We start from the raw sequence: 19,811 nt of genomic DNA on the forward strand, positions 1-19,811 counted from the left end.
ATGGCCGTCTACACCGACATCACCGAGCAAGAGCTTGGCGCATTCCTGCGCGATTACGACATTGGCGATCTGCTGTCCTACAAGGGCATCGCGGAGGGCACGGAAAACTCGAACTTCCTGCTGCACACGACCAAGGCGTCCTACATCCTGACGCTCTACGAAAAGCGCGTCGACCGCAACGATCTGCCGTTCTTCCTCGGCCTGATGGTACATCTCGCCACGCGCGACGTCACCTGCCCGCTGCCGGTGAAGCGCAATGACGGCAGCCTGATCGGCGACCTTGCCGGGCGCCCGGCGGCGATCATCACCTTCCTCGAAGGCATGTGGCCACGCCGTCCGACGGCCGTCCACTGCCGCGCGGTCGGCGAGGCGCTGGCAAAGCTGCATGTGGCGGGCTCTGACTTTGAACTGAAGCGCGCCAACGCGCTTTCAGTACCGGGATGGAAGACGCTGTGGGACGGCTGCCATGAGCGCGCCGACGAGGTCGAGAAGGGTCTGGTGGCCGAAGTCGATGCCGACTTTGCCGCCATCGCCTCGGCATGGCCGAAGGACCTGCCGGCGGGCGTGATCCACGCCGACCTGTTTCCCGACAACGTCTTCTTCCTCGGCGACGAGCTGTCGGGACTGATCGACTTCTACTTCGCCTGCAACGACTTCTTCGCCTACGATCTGGCGATCTGCCTCAATGCCTGGTGCTTTGAGCGCGACCATTCGTACAACCTGACCAAGGGCACTGCGATGCTGGCGGGCTACCAGAGCATCCGGCCGCTGCGGAAGGATGAGGTCGAGGCGCTGCCGCTGCTATGCCGTGGCGCATCGCTGCGTTTCATGCTGACCCGCCTCTACGACTGGCTGCACGGTCCCAACGGCGCGCTGGTGCAGAAGCGCGATCCGCTCGAGTATGTGCGCAAGATGCGGTTCCACCGCCAGATCGCCTCGGCCAGCGAATACGGCCTCGAGAGCAAATGAAGCGCGTCGAAATCTTTACCGACGGGGCTTGCTCGGGAAATCCAGGTCCCGGCGGATGGGGCGCGATCCTGCGCTTCAACGGCGTGACCAAGGAACTGAATGGCGGCGAGGCGGAGACGACCAATAACCGCATGGAGCTGCTGGCGGCCATCACGGCGCTCAACGCGCTGAAGGAGCCGTGTGAGGTCGATCTCTATACCGACAGCAAATATGTGATGGATGGCATCTCGGGCTGGATCCATGGCTGGAAGCGAAACGGCTGGCGAACGGCCGACAAGAAGCCGGTGAAAAATGCCGAGCTGTGGCAGGCGCTCGACGAGGCGACGCGTCGCCACAAGATCCACTGGAACTGGGTGAAGGGCCACGCCGGACATCCGGAGAACGAGCGCGCCGACGAACTGGCGCGCCTCGGCATGGAGCCTTTCAAGAAGAGATAGGCGAAGGCCGCGCCCATAAGGACGCGGCCAACTGCAATCAGCTATCAGAGCTGCTGGAGAATCGTGGCGGCACCCGACGCGTCGACGCCAGCGCCTTCCTCTATGTTAAGCGACTTGACCACACCATCCTCGACGATCATCGAGAAGCGGCGGTTGCGGAGGCCAAGGCCACGCTCCGACAGATCGAACTCGAGGCCGGCGGCCTTGGCAAACTGGGCGCTGCCGTCTGCGAGGTGCAGGATCTTGCCTTCCGCGCCGGAAAAGCGGGCCCAGGCACCCATGACGAAGGCATCGTTGACGGCGACCACGGCGACGGTGTCCACGCCCTTGGCGAGGATCGCGTCGAGGTTTTCGAGGTAACCCGGCAAGTGGTTGTTCGAGCAGGTCGGCGTGAACGCGCCGGGCACGCCGAACAGCACGACTTTCTTGCCGGCAAAGACTTCGCCCGTGGTGATCGGCTTCGGACCGTCAGACGTCGGGGTCATGAAGGTCACGTCAGGCAGCTTCTGGCCTACAGCAATGGTCATGGAGTACCTCGAAAAATGAGAGAGCGGTTTCGTTCCCGGTCAGCGATAGCCGGGCGCAGGTCGCTTTGCAACGAAACTAACGCAGGGAGAGTTCCCCGCTGAAAGCTCCGGCACTCGTCTGCAGCGTGTAGCGAAGCCGCTCAGGCTCCGCGCCCGGCGTGCGGAATGCGACTGGAATGCGGAAGCGGGGCGAGGTTCCGCCGCCCGCGGAAACGAGTTCGGGCGCCTCCAGCGACAGGTTTTCGTTGCCAGCAACGAACAGGTCGAGCGCAGAAACGCCCTCAGGCAGCTTTGTATCGATAACGATTGCCTTGTCGTCGGTGCTGACGAGGTCGACGTTGAGATTCTCCTCCGCAGGGGCGGGGAGGGCAGCAAAGGCCGCATCAACGATGGCTGCTTCTTCCGCAGCGTCCGCATTGTCGCCGAGCGACAGCGTCAGTTCCGCCTGCACGGGAATGCAGATCGTCTCGCAGACGCCCAGGAAGGTATGAGCGGTGACGTCCTGTGCGTTGGCGACGCCTTCCGGCAGGCGGAAGGTGAGGGCAAGGGCAACGGGTTCGTCGTAGCCGGCCCACTGGGCATAGCCGTCATCGAAACGCTGCGGCGCCGGAAAGCCGACCTCGACCTCGGCGGCCTTGTCCTGCACGTTGACCGACACTTGCGGCGGCACGCCGAAGGAGCCAGGGTCAAGCCAGTAAGTCTTCCAGCCGGGAGCCAGGTCGATCTGCAGCGCGCCCCTGATCAAACCGTCAGGACCGGGCTGGCCCGCCGTGACGAAACGGATGGCTCCGCCCTCGACCTGATACCACTCGCTTGACGCGGAAAAGGCGGGCGAGGCGAGCAGCAGGACCGGAGATGCGAGTGCAAGGAGGCGGATCATCGACATGGTACGGAACATTGTCTTTCACGCTGCATTAGGCAATCAGGGCGGCCTCGCAAGAGCATCATAAATGTGTGAGTGTAGTGACTGCACGAATTGTGTGCTGGCCAACCAAGCGCGAAAAGCAGTAGCTTCGTGTCGATGAGCTTGATGGGTTCGAAAATGAAAGCCAAGAGCGGCTTCCTCGATCACCAGTTCCTGGTGGCCATGCCCGGCATGCAGGACGAGCGCTTTGCGCGGTCGGTGATCTACATGTGCGCCCACAGCGAAGAGGGCGCCATGGGCATCATCATCAACCAGGTGCAGGAACTCCAGTTCCCCGACCTGATGGTGCAACTTGGCATTCTCGACGAGAAGCAGGCGATCCGCCTGCCGTCGCCGGCCCGCGACATCATCATCCGCAATGGCGGCCCGGTGGACCGCAGCAGGGGCTTCGTGCTCCACAGCGACGACTACATGGTCGAATCCACAATGCCGGTCTCCGACGATATCTGCCTGACAGCGACGGTCGACATTCTCCGCGCGATTTCCTCCGGCCGCGGCCCTCGCCACGCGCTGATGGCGCTCGGTTATTCCGGGTGGGGTGCGGGGCAGCTGGAGGATGAGATCGCGCAGAATGGCTGGCTGACCTGCCCGGCGAATACCGAACTGTTGTTCGACGCCGATATCGACCACAAGTACGAGCGGATTCTCGCGTCGATCGGCATCAATCCGATGCACCTGAGTTCGCAGGCCGGTCACGCCTGAGCGCCGTCCCTGAAACGCCGGGGCGGCTTTTTCCCTAATCAGACCTGAACCAGCGGATACTGCTCCTTGAGGAGCTTCATTGCCACGTCTGACGTCAGCGGCGGGCCAAACAGGAAGCTCTGAACGTATTCGCAGCCCATCTGACGCAGCTCGAGCGCGTCGTTCTCGTCGGCAACGCCTTCGGCGACAACCGACAGGCCGAGATCGTGCGCCATGTTGACCATGGAGCGCAGCAGCACCGAGCGCTTCGGGCTGGTGTCGTCGATGAAGCTGCGGTCGATCTTGATCGTGTCGAACGGGAAGCGCGTCAGGTAGGACAGCGACGAGTAGCCGGTACCGAAATCGTCGAGCGACAGGCCGACGCCAAGCTGCTTGAGGCGCGACAGGACGTGGGCCGACTGCTCCGGATTGTCCATCACCAGCGATTCCGTCAGCTCCAGCCGGAAGCAGCGCGGGTTGAGGCCGGCGCGGGCGACGACAGAGCGGACGTCGCTGATGAGGTCGCGGCGGATGAGCTGCCGGCTCGACAGGTTGACCGAAACGGACAGCGGCACGTCGCCGATCTGCTTGAGCCAGGATGCGAGGTCGTCTGCCGCCTGCTGCATCGCGAACAGGCCGAGCTGGACGATGAGGCCGCAGGACTCGGCCACCGGGATGAAGTCTGACGGCGGGATCGAGCCGCGGCGCGGGTGCTCCCAGCGCAGCAGCGCCTCGAAGCCGGCGACCGAGCGGTCCTCTAGACGGACGATCGGCTGATAGACGAGACGCAGTTCCTGACGCTCGACGGCCCGGCGCAGGTCCGATTCCAGTTGCAGCCGGTCGGTGCCCACGGAGCGGAAGGCCGGGCGGAACGGCTCGATGCGGTCGCCGCCGAAGCGCTTGGCCTGATACATGGCAAGCTCGGCGTCCTTCACCATGTCCTCGGCGCTCGACTGCGACGAGTTCCACGAGACGAGGCCGATCGATGCGGCGAGGATGATCTCGCGCTTGGCGAAGGTGATCGGCAGGTTGATCGCCTGCTTCACAGCTTCGGCCACGTCGGCGATGCGCTGCGAGTTCTGCTCCGACAGGATCAGCATGGCGAACTGGTCGCCGGCAAAGCGCGACAGCGAGTCGCCGGGCTTGAGCAGCCGGTGCAGGCGCCGGGAAATAGTCAGGAGGATCGTGTCGCCGCCCGAAATGCCAAGGCCTTCGTTGACCATCTTGAAGCGGTCGAGGTCGATGACCAGTACCGTCGGGCGCACGTTCTCCTCGGTCTTGGCGATCGAGATGACGGCTTCGAGGCGGTTCAGGAAAAGCTCGCGCGAGGGCAGGCCGGTGAGGTTGTCGTGGACGGCGTCGTGCAGCAGGCGCTCTTCCGCTTTCTTCTGCTCGGTGACGTCGACCAGCGTGCCGACGCAGCGGATGATCTCGCCGTCGGAGCCGATGACCGGACGCGCGCGCAGCGTGAACCAGTGATAGTGCCCGTCGGCGCCGCGCAGGCGGAACGACTGCGAGATGCGGCCGCGCCGGTGCTCGAGGATCACGTCCAGCGTGGTGCGGAAGGTGTCGCGGTCGTCGGCGTGCAGCGCAGGCAGCCAAAGGCGCGCAGCGCCGTGCAGCGCGCCGGGCTCGAGGCCGATCATGCGGCTGACATCCGGCTTGGTGATGACGCGGTCGCGCAGCACATCCCAGTCCCAGACGATGTCGCCGGAGCCGGTGACCGCGAGCGCTTGGCGCTCCATGTCGCTGAACAGGCCCTGGTGCAGGGCGCCGCCGGCAAAGGCGTGCTGCATGACGGTGAAGCCGATCAGCAGGATGATGAGGACGAGGCCGCCGGTCAGAGCCGACTGGACAATGTCGTTGGCGAGCGAGCCGGTGACGGCGAGCCAGCCGCCGGCGAGCCAGACCAGGATCATCAGCCAGCTGGGCACCAGCATAATGGCGCGGTCATAGCCCTGGAACGACAGGTAGGCGATGATGCCGAGGCCGACGACGGCGGTGAGCGCAAACGAGAAGCGGGCAATGCCGGCCGCGACAGCCGGGTCGAAATAGGCGACGCCCGCAAGCAGGCAGAGCGCCAGCACCCAGGCGGCCGTGCCGTAGCTGAAATGCAGATGCCAGCGGTTGAGGTTGAGGTAGGTGAACAGGAACACGACCAGCGTCGCAGCAAGCGCCACCTCCGTGCCCGCGCGCCACAGCCGCGCATCCTGCGCCGAGATCGACAGCATCTGGTTGAGGAAGCCGAAGTCGATGCAGATATAGGCGAGCACCGCCCAGGAAAGCGCCGCGGTGGCCGGGAACATCGACGTTCCCTTGACCACGAACAGGATGGTCAGGAACAGCGCCAGCAGGCCCGCGATGCCGATGACGATGCCTCGGAACAGCGTGTAGGAGTTGATGGTGTCCTTGTAGGCCTCCGGCTCCCAAAGATAGACCTGCGGCAGGTTCGGCGAGGACAGTTCGGCGATGAAGGTGACGATCGAGCCGGGGTTGAGCGTGACAAGGAAGACGTCGGCGTCGCGGCTCGGCTGGCGGTCGAGCGCGAAGCCCTCGCTCGGCGTGATCGCCGCGATGCGGTTGGAGCCGAGATCCGGCCACGCAAGTCCCGAGCCGACCAGGCGGTAGTGCGGCGCCACGATCAGGCGGTCGATCTGTTCGTCGGTGGTGTTGGCGAGGGCGAATACGGCCCAGTCACCCGTCGAACGCTCATCGAGCGCGCTCACCTCGATGCGGCGGACGATGCCGTCGAGGCCCGGGGCTGTGGATACCTGAAAGTTTTCGCCCTGGTCGCGGTAGATTTCCACAGCGCGCGAGAGGTCGAGGGCAACATCGTTCTTCGAGATCGTGATCGGCTCAATCGCCATCGCCGGCAGCAGGGGCAACGCGAAGAGAAGCACCAGCGCCGCGCAGACAGAGGAGAGCGCCGTTCGAACCGTTGATCTCACCGATCAGCCTCTTGTTTCATTGGCCCTGCGGTCATCCGCGATCAGGGCGTAGATGAAGTGATCCTGCCAGACGCCATTGATGCGCAGGTAGGAGCGCAACAGGCCTTCGCGCGTAAATCCGGCTTTTTGAAGCACATGAATGGAACGTGCGTTTGAGGGAATACAGGCCGCCTCGATCCGGTGCAACCTCATCTGGTCGAACGCATAGGAAATCAGGGCCTGAATGGCGTCCTGCATGTAGCCTTTGCCGGCGTAGCGCTCTCCCATCCAGTAGCCGATCTGCGCGGTCTGAGCCACGCCGTAGCGGATGTTGCCGATGGTGATGCCCCCCACCATCCGGTTCTCTTCGTTCTCGAAGATCAGGTAGGCGATGGCCGATCCGGCGGCATATTCCTGCCGGTAGCGGCGGACGCGGTTGTTCCAGCCGCTGCGATGCAGCTCGTCGGGAGCCCAGCGTGGCTCCCACGGCTCAAGGAAGGCGCGGCTGTCACGGCGCAGCGCCGCCCATTCGCGATAATCGGAGGGGCGTGGAAAGCGGAGCGTGGCACGCTTCCCCTTCAGCACCGGAGGTTCGCGGCGGAGGAAGGGGAAGTCGAACACGCGCAGTGCCCGGCACCTAGACGGCGAGCTTGCGCTCGACCGGGGAGGGCAGGGCGCTGCTGATCGCCTCGTAGGCGGGCAGCTTGCTGACGGGGCCGACCGCGGCAATCGTCGGTCGGGTCGAGAACAGCCGCTGCGACAGGTCGCGGAGGCGCTCGACGGTGAGCGCGCCGAGGCGCGTCATCAGCTCGTCCTTGTCCACAGGCTTGCCGAACAGCAGCATCTGCCGGGCGATCTGCGAGGCGCGGCTTGCCGCGCTTTCCTCGGACATGATCAGGCCGGCGCGGTATTGCGCGCGGGCCCGGTCAAGCTCTTCCTGGGTGATGTTCTCGCCGGCGCGCTGCAGCTCCTTGGCGATGACCGGGACCAGCTTGGCGATGCCGCCCTTGTCGGTCGCGGCGTGGATTCCGAAGATGCCGGTGTCGGAAAAGCCCCAGTGGAACGCGTAGACCGAGTAACAGAGGCCGCGCTTCTCACGCACTTCCTGAAACAGGCGTGACGACATGCCGCCGCCGAGGATCATCGACAGAACCTGCGAGGCGTAGAAGTCGCGGACGTGGTAGGCGCGGCCCTCGAAGCCGAGCACGACCTGCGCGTCCATCAGGTCGCGCACCTCGCGGAAGTCTCCGCCGACATATTTCGCCGGCTGCGGGTCCTCGACCTGCGCATGCGGACGGAAGGTGCCGAACTTCTTTTCGACCTCGCGCACGAACTCGTCGTGGGTAACGCCACCGGCGGCGACCACGACCATGCGGTCGGCGCCGTACTGGCGCTCGATGAAGGCGCGCAGATCCTGCGAGGTGAAGGACTGCACCGTCTCGGGCGTGCCGAGAATCGAGCGGCCGAGCGTCTGGTTGAGAAAGGCGGTCTCGGTGAAGCGGTCGAACACGATGTCGTCAGGCGTGTCGTGCGCCGCACCGATTTCCTGCAGGATGACATGCTGTTCGCGCTCGAGCTCCATCGGATCGAACTTCGAATCCGTGAGGATGTCGGCAAGCAGGTCGATGGCGAGCGGGACGTTGTCCTTCAGCACGCGGGCATAGAAGGACGTTGATTCAACGCTGGTGGCGGCGTTGATCTCGCCGCCCACATCTTCGATTTCCGAGGCGATCTTCCAGGCGCTGCGGCTTCCGGTACCTTTGAAAGCCATGTGTTCGAGAAGATGGGCGAGGCCGTGCTCGTCGTCGCGCTCGTTGCGCGCACCCGACTTTACCCAAACTCCCAAAGCGACGGATTCGAAATTCGGAATGGTTTCGGTTGCGACTGTCAGGCCGTTCGACAGACGGCTTACCTCAACACCCATATAGTCTGAACTCCCTAGACTTGGGTCGCCCTTGTCAGACGGCCAATATGATCTTCCACCATTTTCGGGTCCGATGGAAGCACCGTAAACTTCTCATCCCGCTCCATCAGTTTGCCAAGCCACAGCGGAAGCGCGGGCGAGATGCCGGAGGCCTTTTCCACCGCTGTGGGGAACTTCGCCGGATGAGCCGTCGACAGGACGATCATCGGCGCGGCCGTCGAAGCCTGCTCGCGCGCAACCTTGATGGCGGTCGCGGTGTGCGGGTCGGCGAGGTAGCCGGACGATTCGAGCACGCTGCGGATGGTCGCCGCGGTCTCGTCCACCGAGGAGCGGCCGGCCGAGAATTCGGCACGGATGCGCTCAAGCTCGTCCGCGGCAATCGTGAACTGGCCGGACTGCTTGAGGCTCTGCATGTAGCGGACGACCGTGTCCGCATTGCGGCCAGCGGCTTCGAACAGCAGGCGCTCGAAATTGGACGACACCTGGATGTCCATCGACGGCGAGGTCGTCTCGATGACGCCGCGCGTCTCATAGACGCCGGTGGCGAGGGTGCGGGCGAGGATGTCGTTGTCGTTGGTGGCGATCACCAGCTTCTCGATCGGCAGGCCCATGCGCTTCGCTGCATAGCCGGCGAAGATGTCGCCAAAATTGCCGGTCGGAACCGTGAAGGAAACCGGACGGTCTGGAGCGCCTACGGAAAGGGCCGACGAGAAGTAGTAGACGATCTGGGCCATGATGCGGGCCCAGTTGATCGAGTTGACACCTGCTAACTGCACGCGGTCGCGGAAGGCATGGTTGTTGAACATGCCTTTCACGAGGTCCTGGCAGTCGTCGAAGTTGCCCTCAACGGCGATAGCATGGACGTTCGCCGCGCTCGACGTCGTCATCTGGCGCTGCTGCACCGGCGAGACGCGGTTGTGCGGGAACAGGATGAAGATGTCGGTGCGGTCGCGGCCGCCGAAGGCTTCAATCGCGGCGCCGCCAGTGTCGCCCGAGGTGGCGCCGGCAATGGTCGCACGCTGGCCGCGCTCGGCAAGCACATGGTCCATCAGCCGCGCAAGCAGCTGCATCGCGACGTCCTTGAACGCCAGCGTGGGGCCATGGAAAAGCTCGAGGATGAACTCGTTCGAGCCGGTCTGGACGATCGGGCAGACCGCGTCGTGGCGGAAGGTGGCGTAGGCCTCGTGCACGATGCGCGAGAAGGTCTCGGCCTCGATCTCCCCGTCGACGAACGGGGTGAGAAGCTTGACCGCGAGCTCGGGGTAAGAAAGGCCGCGCAGCGAGCGGATCTCGTCGCCCGTCAGCGTCGGCCATTCGGCGGGCACGTAGAGGCCGCCGTCGCGCGCCAGCCCTGCCAGCAGTACATCGCGAAAACCGAGTTCGGGCGCGCTGCCCCTTGTGCTCACATAGCGCATATCGGACTGTCCATTTTGTCGTAGACGATGATGTATGGGTAAAAACCGCAAACGCCCCGTCGCATTTTCGTTGGCGCGTTGGTATAGAACGGCAGCTTTGCTGTAGGGAAGTGCAGTTTATGGTGGCACGAGCATCTCGACGCGGGTCTGCCGCAGTTTTTTCCATTCTGGGCCTGGCGCTCGCGCTTTCCGGCTGTCAGTCGAGCAATCCGCTTGCTGCACTCGGCGGCGGCGCGAGCGAGCAACAGCAGGTGCAGCAGACGATCCCGGAGGGGAAGGTCACGGCCGATGAGCTGCTGGCCTACTGCCCGGCAGTGTCGATGCGCGAGCGCAACGCGGTGCACGACACCTACCAGCGCGGCGGTGATGGTGACCCGTCCAAGCTGGTCTACCGCGCGATGATTTCCGATGCGACCCGCGCCTGCACCTATGGCAACGGCATGACCAACATGACGATCGCGGTCGCGGGCAGGGTCATTCCGGGTCCGGTCGGCGCCGTCGGCACCGTCCAGCTGCCGCTGCAGATCACCATTTACCGGGACAACGAGGTCATCGACGAACGGACGATCAATCATCAGGTCGCCATCTCCGATACCGTCGGCGCAACGCAGTTCATGCTGACCGACACCTCGGTTTCGATGCCCAATCCGGATCAGCGCAACATCCGCATCCTGATCGGCTTCAAGCAGCCGAAGTAATTCGGCAAAGCCTCCGGCATTTCCGCGGGGGCCGCGGAAATGCTCCTTGCGCGTGCGGCTGACGCTCACGCGTCTTCCGACCATTCCGACAACGCGGCGAGCACCGCAGGGAAATCCGCCCAGCGGCGGATGACGGTTTCCGCGCCTGCTTCCATCAACAGGTCCGCATGGCCGGGATGCGTGTGCGACGCGCCGGTAAAGCCGATGACGCGCATGCCGGCGGCCTTGGCCCCGGCAATGCCATGCACCGAATCCTCGATCACGAAGCAGCGCTTCGGGTTCGCTTCCATCTTCTCAGCCGCATAGAGGAACACGTCCGGTGCCGGCTTCGGCCTCGCGGACGGAGTTTCGAGTGAGGAAAAGATCACGTCCTTGAAGTAGGGCGCGAGATTGGTGCGCGCCAGCATCGCGTTGATGCGCTCCTTCGCGGAGTTCGAGCAGATGCAGCGCTTGCCGGTGACCGAGCCAACGGCGGCATGCACGCCCTCGATCGGCTTTACCTCGGTTGCAAGCCGGCGGTCGACTAGCTTCTCGGCCTCGTCGATCAGCGTCGCCTGGAACAGCTGCTGCGATTCCTGCTCGATGCGCAGCATGATCTCCTTGAAGGTCAGACCCGCATAGACGCGAGCAAGGTCTTCCGGTTCGATCGGGTAGCCGGCCTTGGTCAGCAGCTCGGCTTCGACGCGCGCGGCGATGATTTCGGAGTCCACGAGGACGCCGTCGCAGTCGAAGATGACGAGATCGATTTCTGACATAGGCGCTACTCCAGCAATTTCGCGATCAGGCCGCGCCGCTTACACCATGCGCGCCGCGCCGGCAAATTTTCGAGGTTCACCAAAAATTTACGCTGCTCGGTAACCATAACGGACAGTAAACCAGTAAGCGTTTTTCGGTGTCCCATGTCAGCAGTGCGTCCTTTCCACGAGCTTTCCTCAGTCGCTCCTGCAGCCCAGTGGCTCGACACGATCCTGAAAGGGGATTGTGTGGCGGCGCTGAACCGCTTGCCGGAGAAGTCGGTCGACGTGATTTTCGCTGACCCTCCCTACAACCTGCAGCTCGACGGCGACCTGCACCGTCCGGACCAGTCCAAGGTCGACGCGGTCGACGACGAGTGGGACCAGTTCGAGAGCTTCGAGGCCTACGACGCCTTCACCCGCGCCTGGCTGCTGGCCGCGCGCCGCGTGCTGAAGCCCGAAGGCACGATCTGGGTTATCGGTTCGTACCACAACATCTTCCGCGTCGGCGCCATCATGCAGGATCTCGGCTTCTGGATCCTCAACGACATCATCTGGCGCAAGACCAATCCGATGCCGAACTTCCGCGGGCGCCGGTTCCAGAACGCGCACGAGACCATGATCTGGGCTTCACGCGATCCGAAGGCAAAGGGCTACACCTTCAATTACGAGGCGATGAAGGCCGCCAACGACGACGTGCAGATGCGCTCGGACTGGCTGTTCCCGATCTGCACCGGCTCGGAGCGCCTCAAGGACGAGAACGGCGACAAGATCCACCCGACGCAGAAGCCGGAGGCGCTGCTGGCCCGCGTTCTGCTGTCGTCGACCAAGCCGGGCGACGTCGTCCTCGACCCGTTCTTCGGCTCGGGCACGACCGGCGCCGTCGCCAAGCGTCTTGGCCGTCACTTCGTCGGCGTCGAGCGCGAGCAGAAATACATCGACGCGGCCCTCGACCGCATCGCCAAGGTGCATCCGCTCGGACATGCCGAGCTCAAGGTCATGACCGGCAAGCGCGCCGAGCCGCGAGTCGCCTTCGTCAGCCTGCTCGACAACGGCCTCATCAAGCCGGGCGCACGCCTTTATGACGCCAAGCGTCGCTACTCGGCGCAGGTCCGCGCCGACGGCACGCTCGACTGCGGCGAGCTGACCGGCTCGATCCACAAGGTCGGCGCCCATGTTCAAGGGCTGGACGCCTGCAACGGCTGGACCTTCTGGCACTATGAGCGCGAGGGTGGCCTGATGCCGATCGATGAACTGCGCCGGATCGTCCGCCTCAGCATGGAGAAGGCCGGGGCGTAAGGGACTGGACGGCGAGACGAATATGGAAAAGGGTCGCTGATGCGGCCCTTTTTGTTTGGCGTTGGTTTTCTCAAGGGCGTGGGTTCTGCGCCGCCGCCCCGCTTCACAGTTCCGGCATGGATGCCCGTGTCGAGCACGGGCATGAGGGAAGTGGATATGTATTTTCCCTCGCTTCGTTCGCCGTATCCGTGAGCGGAGTACACTATAGTGCCCGTTATTGCCGAACGTCTCATTCATCGTCATACCCCGGCTTGACCGGGGTATCCATGCCTGAACGGCGAACCAGCCACGGCGGTGCAGAAATTGCAGTCGGTTTCTCGCGACGGCAGCCTTCCCTACAGCACCCCGTAACGCTGCAAATCCGCCCGGAAGGCAGCGGCGCCGGTGAAGAGCACCGCGTTCCAGCCGACGGCCTTTGCACCCTCGACATTGGCCGCACTGTCGTCGACGAACAGCGTGGCCGACGGCTCAAGGCCGAAGGTTTCCGTGTGCAGCCGGTAGATCGCCGCATCCGGTTTAATGAGCTTGACCTCGCCAGAGACGGTGACGCCGCGCGGCTTCTTCAGGAACGGGAATTTTTCCTTCGCCTCGGCAAAGGTGTCGGCGGCGAAGTTGGTGAGCATGGTCACGTCGTGACCGTTCTTGAGAAGCTCCTCGAGGATCGCGACCGTGTCGTCATAAGCGTGCGAGACCATCTCATGCCAGTAGCGGCGGAAGCTGCGGATCAGCTCTTCCTTTTCCGGATGCTCGGCGATCAGCAGCGCCTCGGCTTCCTCCCAGGTGCGGCCGCGGTCTTGTTCGAGATTCCATTCGTGCGTGCAGACGGTGGCGAAGAACTCGGCGCGCTCCTCGTCGTCGGGGATCAGCCGCCGAAAGGGCAGGTTCGGATCGTAGTGGATCAGCACCTTGCCGATGTCGAACACGATGTGACGAATCTCGCTCATTTTGTTCCTTTCAGACGGAGCCGGTTTCGGGTTGCGCCGGGTATTGCTGCCTCGATTGCCTTCTTCATCACGGTCGGGAGCGCCTCGCCGGGGATCTCGTCCGGCGTCGACCACCACGCGCCCGGCGGCGTCGGGAAGGCATCGCCATCGGCGCGCCAGACCGAAAGCGTCAGCTCGAAATGCGTGAAGACGTGACGAACTGCTCCCGCCGGGCGCCAGTTTGCAGGAAACGGCGCGCCCGCGACAGTGGTGTCACCGTCCTGGCGCGATGTCCAGCCGGTGGTGGGCGGCTCGCTCATGCCGCCGAGAAGGCCGGAGTTGGGCCGGGTGCGCAGCAGGATCGCGCCGTCGTCGCGCACGGCAACGAAGGCCGCGCCCTGCCGCAACGGCTTTTCCTTCTTCGCGGCCTTGACCGGATAAAACTCCGGATCGCCCTGGCTGAGCGCGGTGCAGGATTCGTTGACCGGGCAGAGCATGCATTTTGGCCGCTTCGGCGAGCAGATGGTGGCGCCGAGGTCCATCATCGCCTGGGCAAAGTCGCCGGGACGGTCGTGCGGAAGAATTTGAGCGACGCGTGCCTTGATCTCCGGCTTGGCGGCGGGGAGGGGGGTGGCGATGGCATAGAGGCGCGAGATGACGCGCTCGATATTGCCGTCGACAACGGCGGCTGGCTGGTTGAAGGCGATCGCCGCGATGGCGGCCGCCGTGTAAGGGCCGATGCCGGGCAGTGCCCGCAGCCCTTCCTCGGTGTCGGGAAAGACGCCGCCGTGCTTTTCTGCCACTTCCTCGGCGCAGGCTTTTAGGTTGCGGGCGCGCGAATAATAGCCGAGCCCGGCCCAGGCCTTCATCACGTCGGCGGTGTCGGCGGCAGCCAGTTCTTTCACGTCCGGCCACTGCTCGACGAAGCGGGTGAAGTAGGCCTTCACGGCCTCCACCGTCGTCTGCTGCAGCATCACCTCCGACAGCCAGACGCGGTAGGGATCGGGTCGCACACCCTCGCGCAGCGCGCGCGGCGGCGTGCGCCAGGGCAATTCGCGGTGGTGCGCGTCGTACCAATCCAGTAATGCCGGGGCGACCTGATTTGCGCCGCGATTGATGCTAGTGTGCGCCTTCATTCAAACATTCGCCTGACCGCAACGGAGAAAGCTCATGGCAGGGAAAAGCGACCGCGGCAATGCCGTGCCGGTTAGCGACCTCGCTGCAAGCCTGCTCGATCCGCTGCTGCGCAAGCGCGCCGGCATCAATATCGGGCTGGTGCAGTCGTGGGAGGAGATCGCCGGGCCGCGCCTGGCCGCGGTGACAAGGCCCGAAAAGATCGTCTGGCCGCGCCGGCTGCACGAGGACGACCCGTTCGAGCCGGCAACGCTGGTCATTGCCTGCGACGGCTCGGCCGCCTTCCGGCTGCAGCATGAAACGGGTGAGATCATCGCGCGCGTCAACGCCTTCCTTGGTTTCATGGCGGTTGCCCGCATCAAGATCGTGCAGAAGTCGGTGGCGCCGCAGGTCAAGCCGAAGCCGAAGCTGCGCCCCCTGAGCGGGGCCGAGGAAAAGCGGCTCGACGGTATGGTCAGCGGCATCGAGGATGATGGGTTGCGCGAGTCGCTGGCGAAGCTCGGCCGCTCGATGCTGGGCGAGCGATCCTGAGCCTCACCTATTTTCGCGCATTCGTGAACATCGGCGAGCGGGATTGGATTGGAAAGCCCCGGAATTTGCCTTATTCGGCATCATGTAATTTTTTAGAGCGCAGCCTCAAGTTTGCCCGCTAACAGGTGATATATGACCGCTATTCTTTCGCGCAGGACAGTTCTTGGCTCGCTGGCAGCCGTATCTGCAGCATCCCTGCTTGCCGCGTGCAATGATTCCGGAGGCAGCGCCAACGCGCAGCCGACGACCAGTTCCACCGCTGCCAACGTGCCACAGCCGAGCGGTAAGGTCGATATGGCCAAGGTGCTGGCTGAGGGCGCGCTGCCGGACAAGGTGCTGGGCAACGCCGATGCGCCGATCACCATCGTTGAATATGCTTCGATGACCTGCGGCCACTGCGCGAACTTCCACCGCAATACGCTGCCGGACATCAAGAAGAACTACATCGACACCGGCAAGGCGCGCCTGGTGCTGCGCGAGTTCCCGTTCGACCCGCGCGCGGAGGCTGGCTTCATGCTCGCCCGCTGCGCCGACGACAAGTATTTCGCCATGGTCGACGTGCTGTTCCAGCAGCAGCAGAACTGGGCGCCGGTCGAAAATGCCCGCGAAGCGCTGCTCCAGATCGCCCGTCTGGGCGGTTTTTCACAGGAGTCCTTCGAGGCATGCTTGACTGATCAGAAGCTTCTGGATGATGTCAGGAAGGTACGAGATCGAGGCGCCAAGGAATTCAACGTCGATTCCACGCCCACCTTCTTCATCAACGGAAACGTTTACAAGGGGGCTATGAGGGTTGAGGAGATGTCGGCCATCCTCGACAGCATGCTCTAGTCGCAACCTGGCGACAGCGTTTCTGCGCGCGCCGGCCCGACGGAGGGCGCGCGCATGAAGTTCTCCCGGCTCCGCCTTCTCGGCTTCAAGTCCTTCGTCGAACCCAGCGAATTCGTCATCGAGCGCGGGCTGACCGGCATCGTCGGCCCCAACGGCTGCGGCAAGTCCAATCTTGTCGAGGCGCTGCGCTGGGTGATGGGCGAAAGCTCGTACAAGAACATGCGTGCGTCCGGCATGGACGACGTGATCTTTTCCGGCTCGGCGACGCGCCCGGCGCGCAATACCGCCGAGGTCACCCTCTTCCTCGACAACACGGACCGCTCCGCGCCGCCCGCCTTCAACGACGCGGACGAGCTGCAGGTGTCGCGCCGCATCGAGCGCGAGGCAGGGTCAGTCTATCGCATCAACGGCAAGGAAGCGCGCGCCAAGGACGTGCAGCTGTTGTTCGCCGACCAGTCGACGGGGGCGCGCTCACCGTCGATGGTGGGGCAGGGGCGTATCGGCGAGCTGATCCAGGCAAAGCCGCAGGCGCGCCGTGCGTTGCTGGAAGAGGCGGCCGGCATTTCCGGCCTGCACACCCGCCGCCATGAGGCGGAGCTGCGCCTGCGCGCAGCCGAGCAGAACCTCGAGCGTCTCGACGACGTCGTCGGCGAACTCGAAAGCCAGATCGAGAGCCTGAAGCGTCAGGCGCGGCAGGCGACCCGCTTCCGCAACCTGTCGGCTGAAATCCGCAAGGCGGAGGCGATCGTGCTGCATCTGCGCTGGTCGCAGGCGAAGGCGCAGGAGGCCGAGGCAAAGTCCGCGCTGGCCGAGGCGACCAAGCTGGTCGGCGACCGTGCAGCGGCGCAGATGAATGCCGCGCGCGAGCAGGCGATCGGCGCCCACCATCTGCCACAGCTGCGCGACGCGGCGGCGGCTGCTGCGGCGACGGTGCAGCGGCTGACGATCGCCAAGACTCAGCTTGAAGACGAAGCGAACCGCATGCGGGCGCGCGCTGCCGAGCTGCAGAAGCGCCTGTCGCAATTCGATGATGACATCGCCCGCGAAGAGCGGATGGTGCGAGATAATGCCGAAGTGCTAGCCCGGCTCGACGAGGAAGAGCGCACGCTGAACTCCGAGAATGCGGGCGCGACCGAGCGTGAGGCGCAGACCCGCGCCGAGTTCGAGGAAGCGCAGGCACGCCTTGCGGCAAGCGAAGCGGCGCTTGCGAAGCTGACGTCCGAGCGCGCCGAGGCTGCTGCAGCCCGCGCGCAGGCCGAACGCGCGCTGCGCGATTCCACCGAGCGGCGCGACCGCCTGATGCGCCAGCTCGCAGAGATCGATCGCGAGGCGTCGGAAATCACGCAGCAGATCGCTGCGCTGGCAGATCCCGCCGAGAAACGGATGCTGGCCGAAGAGGCCGAGGAACGCGCTGTCCAGGCCGAGGAGGCGGTTGCCATCGCTGAAGATGCCGTGGCCGAAGCACGCGAGGCGGAAGCAGCGGCACGTCCGCCGCTCGCCGAAGCGCGAGCCCGCCTGCAGGGCATCGAGACGGAGGCGCGGACGCTCGCAAAGATGCTGAGCGCGGTTTCCGGAGATGGATTCCCGGCGGCACTCGAGCAGGTGCGCGTCGAACGCGGCTACGAGACCGCGCTGGGCGCGGCCCTGGGCGAGGACATCGACCTGCCGCTGGATGCCGCTGCACCGGTCCACTGGGCCAATGTTCCGCCACAGGATGGCGACCCGGCGCTGCCGGCTGGTGTCCGGCCGTTGTCAGAACTCGTCCGCGCACCGGAGCAACTGGCGCGGCGCTTGTCGCAGATCGGCGTTTGCGATGACGAGCAGGGACCGGCGCTGCAATCGCAGCTTCAGGTCGGTCAGGTGCTGGTCAGCCGCGCGGGCGCCGTGTGGCGCTGGGATGGCGTGACGGCGAGTGCCGATGCGCCGACAGCGGCTGCACTCAGGCTGGCTCAGAAAAACCGCCTCGCCGAACTTGAGGCCGAGGCGCAGGAAGCTGCGGACGCGCTGCGTGCCGCCGAGGACGTGCTGGCGCGGGCCGAAGCCCGCGTGAAGCAGGCCGTCGAAGATGAGCGGCGGGCACGTGAGGCATTGCGCGAGGCGCAACGCACGGCATCTGAGGCACGCGATGCGCTGGCGCGTGCCGAAAAGGCTGCCGGCGAGCTGTCGAGCCGCCGTGATGCGCTGGTTGACGCACGCGAGCGCCTGGCGGAGACTGCGTCGGAAGCCGCCGAAAGCGTCGAGGAAGCGCAAATGGCGCTGGCGGAAGCGCCTGACCTGACCGAGCTGCAGATCCAGCTTGATCGGCTTGCGAAGGACGTCGCCGAAGATCGCGCCCGCCTGGCTGATGCCCGCGCGGCGCACGAAGGTCTTGGCCGTGAGGCCGAGGCGCGTACGCGCCGGCTCGCCGCCATCCAGGTCGAGCGCGAGTCGTGGATCGAGCGCGCCGCCAATGCCGACCGGCAGATTGCCTCGCTGCGCGAGCGCCGCGAGGAGGCCGCAGCCGAATACGAGGCGCTGGCCGAAGCTCCCGACGAAATCGATGAGCGCCGCCGCAGCCTGATGTCGGAACTGTCCAAGGCCGAGGCGGCGCAGCGCGAGGCAAACGACCGGCTGCAGACCGCCGAAACCAAACAGGCGCAGGCGGACCGCGCCGCGACCGAGGCGATCCAGGCGCTGTCGGAAGCGCGCGAGGCGCGCGGCCGCGCCGAGGAGCGCCTGACGGCTGCCGATGAGCGCCGCCGCGAGGCCGAGGCGCGTATCCAGGAAGTGCTCAATGTGCCGGCGCACATGGTGCTGAAGCATGCCGGGCTCGAGCCCGACGCGCCATTGCCGGACATGGCGGCGACGGAGCGCGACCTGGAGCGCCTCAAGATCGAGCGCGAGCGGCTGGGGGCGGTGAACCTGCGCGCCGAGGAAGAGCAGCGCGAACTGATGGAACGCCACGGCACGATCATCACCGAGCGCGAGGACGTGATCGAGGCGATCCGCAAGCTGCGCCAGGCGATCCAGAGCCTTAATCGAGAGGGCCGCGAACGGCTGCTGGCGGCGTTCGAGGTGGTCAACGGCCACTTCCAGCGCCTGTTTACGCACCTGTTCGGCGGAGGCACCGCCGAGCTGCAGCTGATCGAGTCCGACGATCCCCTCGAAGCCGGCCTCGAAATCCTCGCCCGCCCTCCGGGCAAGAAGCCGCAGACGATGACGCTGCTTTCAGGCGGCGAGCAGGCGCTCACTGCGATGGCGCTGATCTTTGCCGTGTTCCTGACCAACCCCGCGCCGATCTGCGTTCTCGACGAGGTCGACGCGCCGCTCGACGATCACAATGTCGAGCGCTTCTGCAATCTGATGGACGAGATGGCGAAAACGACGGAGACGCGTTTCGTCGTCATCACCCACAACCCCATCACCATGGCGCGCATGAACCGCCTGTTCGGCGTCACCATGGCCGAGCAGGGCGTCAGCCAGTTGGTTTCCGTCGACCTGCAGACGGCCGCCGAACTCGCCGAGGCAAGTTAGAAGCTGCGCCCGTCGACAGGCTGGCGCTTGATTGTCGTGAGGTCGATTCCCTCGATGCAGCGGATGTTGATGGCGGCGGTGGCGCTTCCGTCGGGTGCGGTGCCGAACGCGATCGGCGCGCAGCCACATTCAGGGCAGAAGTGGTGGTCGATGACGTGCCGGTTGAAGTGGTAGGTCGAAAGCTGCTCCATCGGCGTCAGCATCTTCACCTTGTCGCGGGGCACGAAGCTGAGCAGATAGCCCTTCCGGCTGCAGTGCGAGCAGTTGCACTCCAGCCCCTCGGTGAATTCGGCGTCGACCTCGTATTTCACATTGCCGCAATGACAGCTGCCGATGTGCATGCTGT

18 protein-coding genes are annotated in these 19,811 nt (G+C 64.8%); 8 read left to right on the forward strand and 10 right to left on the reverse strand.

Going from position 1 to position 19,811, the window contains the following annotated elements; genetic code table 11:
- Positions 1-969 carry a homoserine kinase gene (locus tag L630_RS0110540; RefSeq protein WP_024848221.1) on the forward strand — a complete coding sequence of 323 codons (969 nt, stop codon included), beginning with the start codon at positions 1-3 and terminating at the stop codon, positions 967-969.
- Complete coding sequence (rnhA, locus tag L630_RS0110545; protein ID WP_024848222.1) at positions 966-1,406, forward strand: ribonuclease HI; 441 nt, start codon at positions 966-968, stop codon at positions 1,404-1,406. Before L630_RS0110540 ends, rnhA begins: the two co-directional genes overlap by 4 nt.
- Before the next feature lie 44 nt (positions 1,407-1,450).
- On the opposite strand, the gene L630_RS0110550 is transcribed toward rnhA, so the two are convergent.
- Both L630_RS0110550 and L630_RS0110555 read right to left on the reverse strand, forming a co-directional pair.
- Positions 1,451-1,933, reverse strand: a complete 483-nt coding sequence (locus L630_RS0110550; RefSeq protein ID WP_024848223.1) for a peroxiredoxin — start codon at positions 1,931-1,933, stop codon at positions 1,451-1,453.
- Positions 1,934-2,009: 76 nt separating this feature from the next.
- Positions 2,010-2,831 carry a protein-disulfide reductase DsbD domain-containing protein gene (locus L630_RS0110555; RefSeq protein WP_051473193.1) on the reverse strand — a complete coding sequence of 274 codons (822 nt, stop codon included), beginning with the start codon at positions 2,829-2,831 and terminating at the stop codon, positions 2,010-2,012.
- Positions 2,832-2,975: 144 nt separating this feature from the next.
- Here L630_RS0110555 and L630_RS0110560 point away from each other — a divergent pair, with 144 nt between their 5' ends.
- A complete protein-coding gene (locus L630_RS0110560) occupies positions 2,976-3,560 on the forward strand; it encodes a YqgE/AlgH family protein (RefSeq protein ID WP_245263709.1) in 585 nt (194 codons plus the stop codon).
- A 38-nt stretch (positions 3,561-3,598) separates the two neighbouring features.
- Here L630_RS0110560 and L630_RS0110565 read toward each other — a convergent pair whose 3' ends face one another.
- From L630_RS0110565 to thrC, 4 genes are all read right to left on the reverse strand, one after another.
- Entirely contained in the window at positions 3,599-6,406 is a 2,808-nt protein-coding gene (locus L630_RS0110565; protein WP_084465903.1) for an EAL domain-containing protein, read from the reverse strand.
- A gap of 84 nt (positions 6,407-6,490) precedes the next feature.
- Positions 6,491-7,087: a GNAT family protein gene (locus L630_RS0110570; protein ID WP_024848227.1), complete on the reverse strand. Its 597-nt coding sequence runs from the start codon at positions 7,085-7,087 to the stop codon at positions 6,491-6,493.
- Between the two features lie 16 nt (positions 7,088-7,103).
- On the reverse strand, positions 7,104-8,390 hold the full coding sequence (locus L630_RS0110575) for a pitrilysin family protein (protein ID WP_024848228.1): 1,287 nt from the start codon (positions 8,388-8,390) through the stop codon (positions 7,104-7,106).
- Positions 8,391-8,404: 14 nt separating this feature from the next.
- Positions 8,405-9,805, reverse strand: coding sequence for a threonine synthase (thrC, locus tag L630_RS0110580; protein ID WP_024848229.1), 1,401 nt, complete (start codon positions 9,803-9,805; stop codon positions 8,405-8,407).
- 119 nt (positions 9,806-9,924) lie between these two features.
- Between thrC and L630_RS0110585 the strand changes: the two genes are divergently transcribed.
- Complete coding sequence (locus L630_RS0110585; protein WP_024848230.1) at positions 9,925-10,503, forward strand: hypothetical protein; 579 nt, start codon at positions 9,925-9,927, stop codon at positions 10,501-10,503.
- A 65-nt stretch (positions 10,504-10,568) separates the two neighbouring features.
- Here the strand turns inward: L630_RS0110585 and L630_RS0110590 are convergent, their stop codons facing one another.
- Positions 10,569-11,258 carry an HAD family hydrolase gene (locus L630_RS0110590; RefSeq protein ID WP_024848231.1) on the reverse strand — a complete coding sequence of 230 codons (690 nt, stop codon included), beginning with the start codon at positions 11,256-11,258 and terminating at the stop codon, positions 10,569-10,571.
- 144 nt (positions 11,259-11,402) lie between these two features.
- On the opposite strand from L630_RS0110590, the gene L630_RS0110595 reads away from it, so the two are divergent.
- Complete coding sequence (locus L630_RS0110595; RefSeq protein ID WP_024848232.1) at positions 11,403-12,536, forward strand: site-specific DNA-methyltransferase; 1,134 nt, start codon at positions 11,403-11,405, stop codon at positions 12,534-12,536.
- Positions 12,537-12,871: 335 nt separating this feature from the next.
- On the opposite strand, the gene L630_RS0110600 is transcribed toward L630_RS0110595, so the two are convergent.
- Complete coding sequence (locus tag L630_RS0110600; RefSeq protein ID WP_024848233.1) at positions 12,872-13,480, reverse strand: HAD family phosphatase; 609 nt, start codon at positions 13,478-13,480, stop codon at positions 12,872-12,874.
- Positions 13,477-14,595, reverse strand: coding sequence for an A/G-specific adenine glycosylase (gene mutY, locus L630_RS0110605; protein ID WP_024848234.1), 1,119 nt, complete (start codon positions 14,593-14,595; stop codon positions 13,477-13,479). Before mutY ends, L630_RS0110600 begins: the two co-directional genes overlap by 4 nt.
- A 34-nt stretch (positions 14,596-14,629) precedes the next feature.
- Between mutY and L630_RS0110610 the strand changes: the two genes are divergently transcribed.
- From L630_RS0110610 to smc, 3 genes are all read left to right on the forward strand, one after another.
- Complete coding sequence (locus L630_RS0110610; RefSeq protein ID WP_024848235.1) at positions 14,630-15,124, forward strand: DUF721 domain-containing protein; 495 nt, start codon at positions 14,630-14,632, stop codon at positions 15,122-15,124.
- A gap of 132 nt (positions 15,125-15,256) precedes the next feature.
- Positions 15,257-15,952: a DsbA family protein gene (locus tag L630_RS0110615; protein WP_024848236.1), complete on the forward strand. Its 696-nt coding sequence runs from the start codon at positions 15,257-15,259 to the stop codon at positions 15,950-15,952.
- Between the two features lie 54 nt (positions 15,953-16,006).
- Positions 16,007-19,465, forward strand: coding sequence for a chromosome segregation protein SMC (smc, locus tag L630_RS0110620; RefSeq protein WP_024848237.1), 3,459 nt, complete (start codon positions 16,007-16,009; stop codon positions 19,463-19,465).
- Here smc and L630_RS0110625 read toward each other — a convergent pair.
- Complete coding sequence (locus L630_RS0110625) at positions 19,462-19,806, reverse strand: GFA family protein (protein ID WP_024848238.1); 345 nt, start codon at positions 19,804-19,806, stop codon at positions 19,462-19,464. The two genes, smc and L630_RS0110625, sit on opposite strands and share 4 nt — an antisense overlap.
- Positions 19,807-19,811 lie beyond the last annotated feature (5 nt).

This window comes from Aminobacter sp. J41 (assembly GCF_000526635.1).
Classification (GTDB): Bacteria; Pseudomonadota; Alphaproteobacteria; order Rhizobiales; family Rhizobiaceae; genus Aerobium.

Coding starts and splice junctions, on each gene's coding strand:
- L630_RS0110540 (WP_024848221.1), top strand. CDS start 1: ATGGCCGTCTACACCGACATCACCGAGCAAGAGCTTGGCGCATTCCTG.
- rnhA (WP_024848222.1), top strand. CDS start 966: ATGAAGCGCGTCGAAATCTTTACCGACGGGGCTTGCTCGGGAAATCCA.
- L630_RS0110550 (WP_024848223.1), bottom strand. CDS start 1,933: ATGACCATTGCTGTAGGCCAGAAGCTGCCTGACGTGACCTTCATGACC.
- L630_RS0110555 (WP_051473193.1), bottom strand. CDS start 2,831: ATGTTCCGTACCATGTCGATGATCCGCCTCCTTGCACTCGCATCTCCG.
- L630_RS0110560 (WP_245263709.1), top strand. CDS start 2,976: ATGAAAGCCAAGAGCGGCTTCCTCGATCACCAGTTCCTGGTGGCCATG.
- L630_RS0110565 (WP_084465903.1), bottom strand. CDS start 6,406: ATGGCGATTGAGCCGATCACGATCTCGAAGAACGATGTTGCCCTCGAC.
- L630_RS0110575 (WP_024848228.1), bottom strand. CDS start 8,390: ATGGGTGTTGAGGTAAGCCGTCTGTCGAACGGCCTGACAGTCGCAACC.
- thrC (WP_024848229.1), bottom strand. CDS start 9,805: ATGCGCTATGTGAGCACAAGGGGCAGCGCGCCCGAACTCGGTTTTCGC.
- L630_RS0110585 (WP_024848230.1), top strand. CDS start 9,925: ATGGTGGCACGAGCATCTCGACGCGGGTCTGCCGCAGTTTTTTCCATT.
- L630_RS0110590 (WP_024848231.1), bottom strand. CDS start 11,258: ATGTCAGAAATCGATCTCGTCATCTTCGACTGCGACGGCGTCCTCGTG.
- L630_RS0110595 (WP_024848232.1), top strand. CDS start 11,403: ATGTCAGCAGTGCGTCCTTTCCACGAGCTTTCCTCAGTCGCTCCTGCA.
- L630_RS0110600 (WP_024848233.1), bottom strand. CDS start 13,480: ATGAGCGAGATTCGTCACATCGTGTTCGACATCGGCAAGGTGCTGATC.
- mutY (WP_024848234.1), bottom strand. CDS start 14,595: ATGAAGGCGCACACTAGCATCAATCGCGGCGCAAATCAGGTCGCCCCG.
- L630_RS0110610 (WP_024848235.1), top strand. CDS start 14,630: ATGGCAGGGAAAAGCGACCGCGGCAATGCCGTGCCGGTTAGCGACCTC.
- L630_RS0110615 (WP_024848236.1), top strand. CDS start 15,257: ATGACCGCTATTCTTTCGCGCAGGACAGTTCTTGGCTCGCTGGCAGCC.
- smc (WP_024848237.1), top strand. CDS start 16,007: ATGAAGTTCTCCCGGCTCCGCCTTCTCGGCTTCAAGTCCTTCGTCGAA.
- L630_RS0110625 (WP_024848238.1), bottom strand. CDS start 19,806: ATGCACATCGGCAGCTGTCATTGCGGCAATGTGAAATACGAGGTCGAC.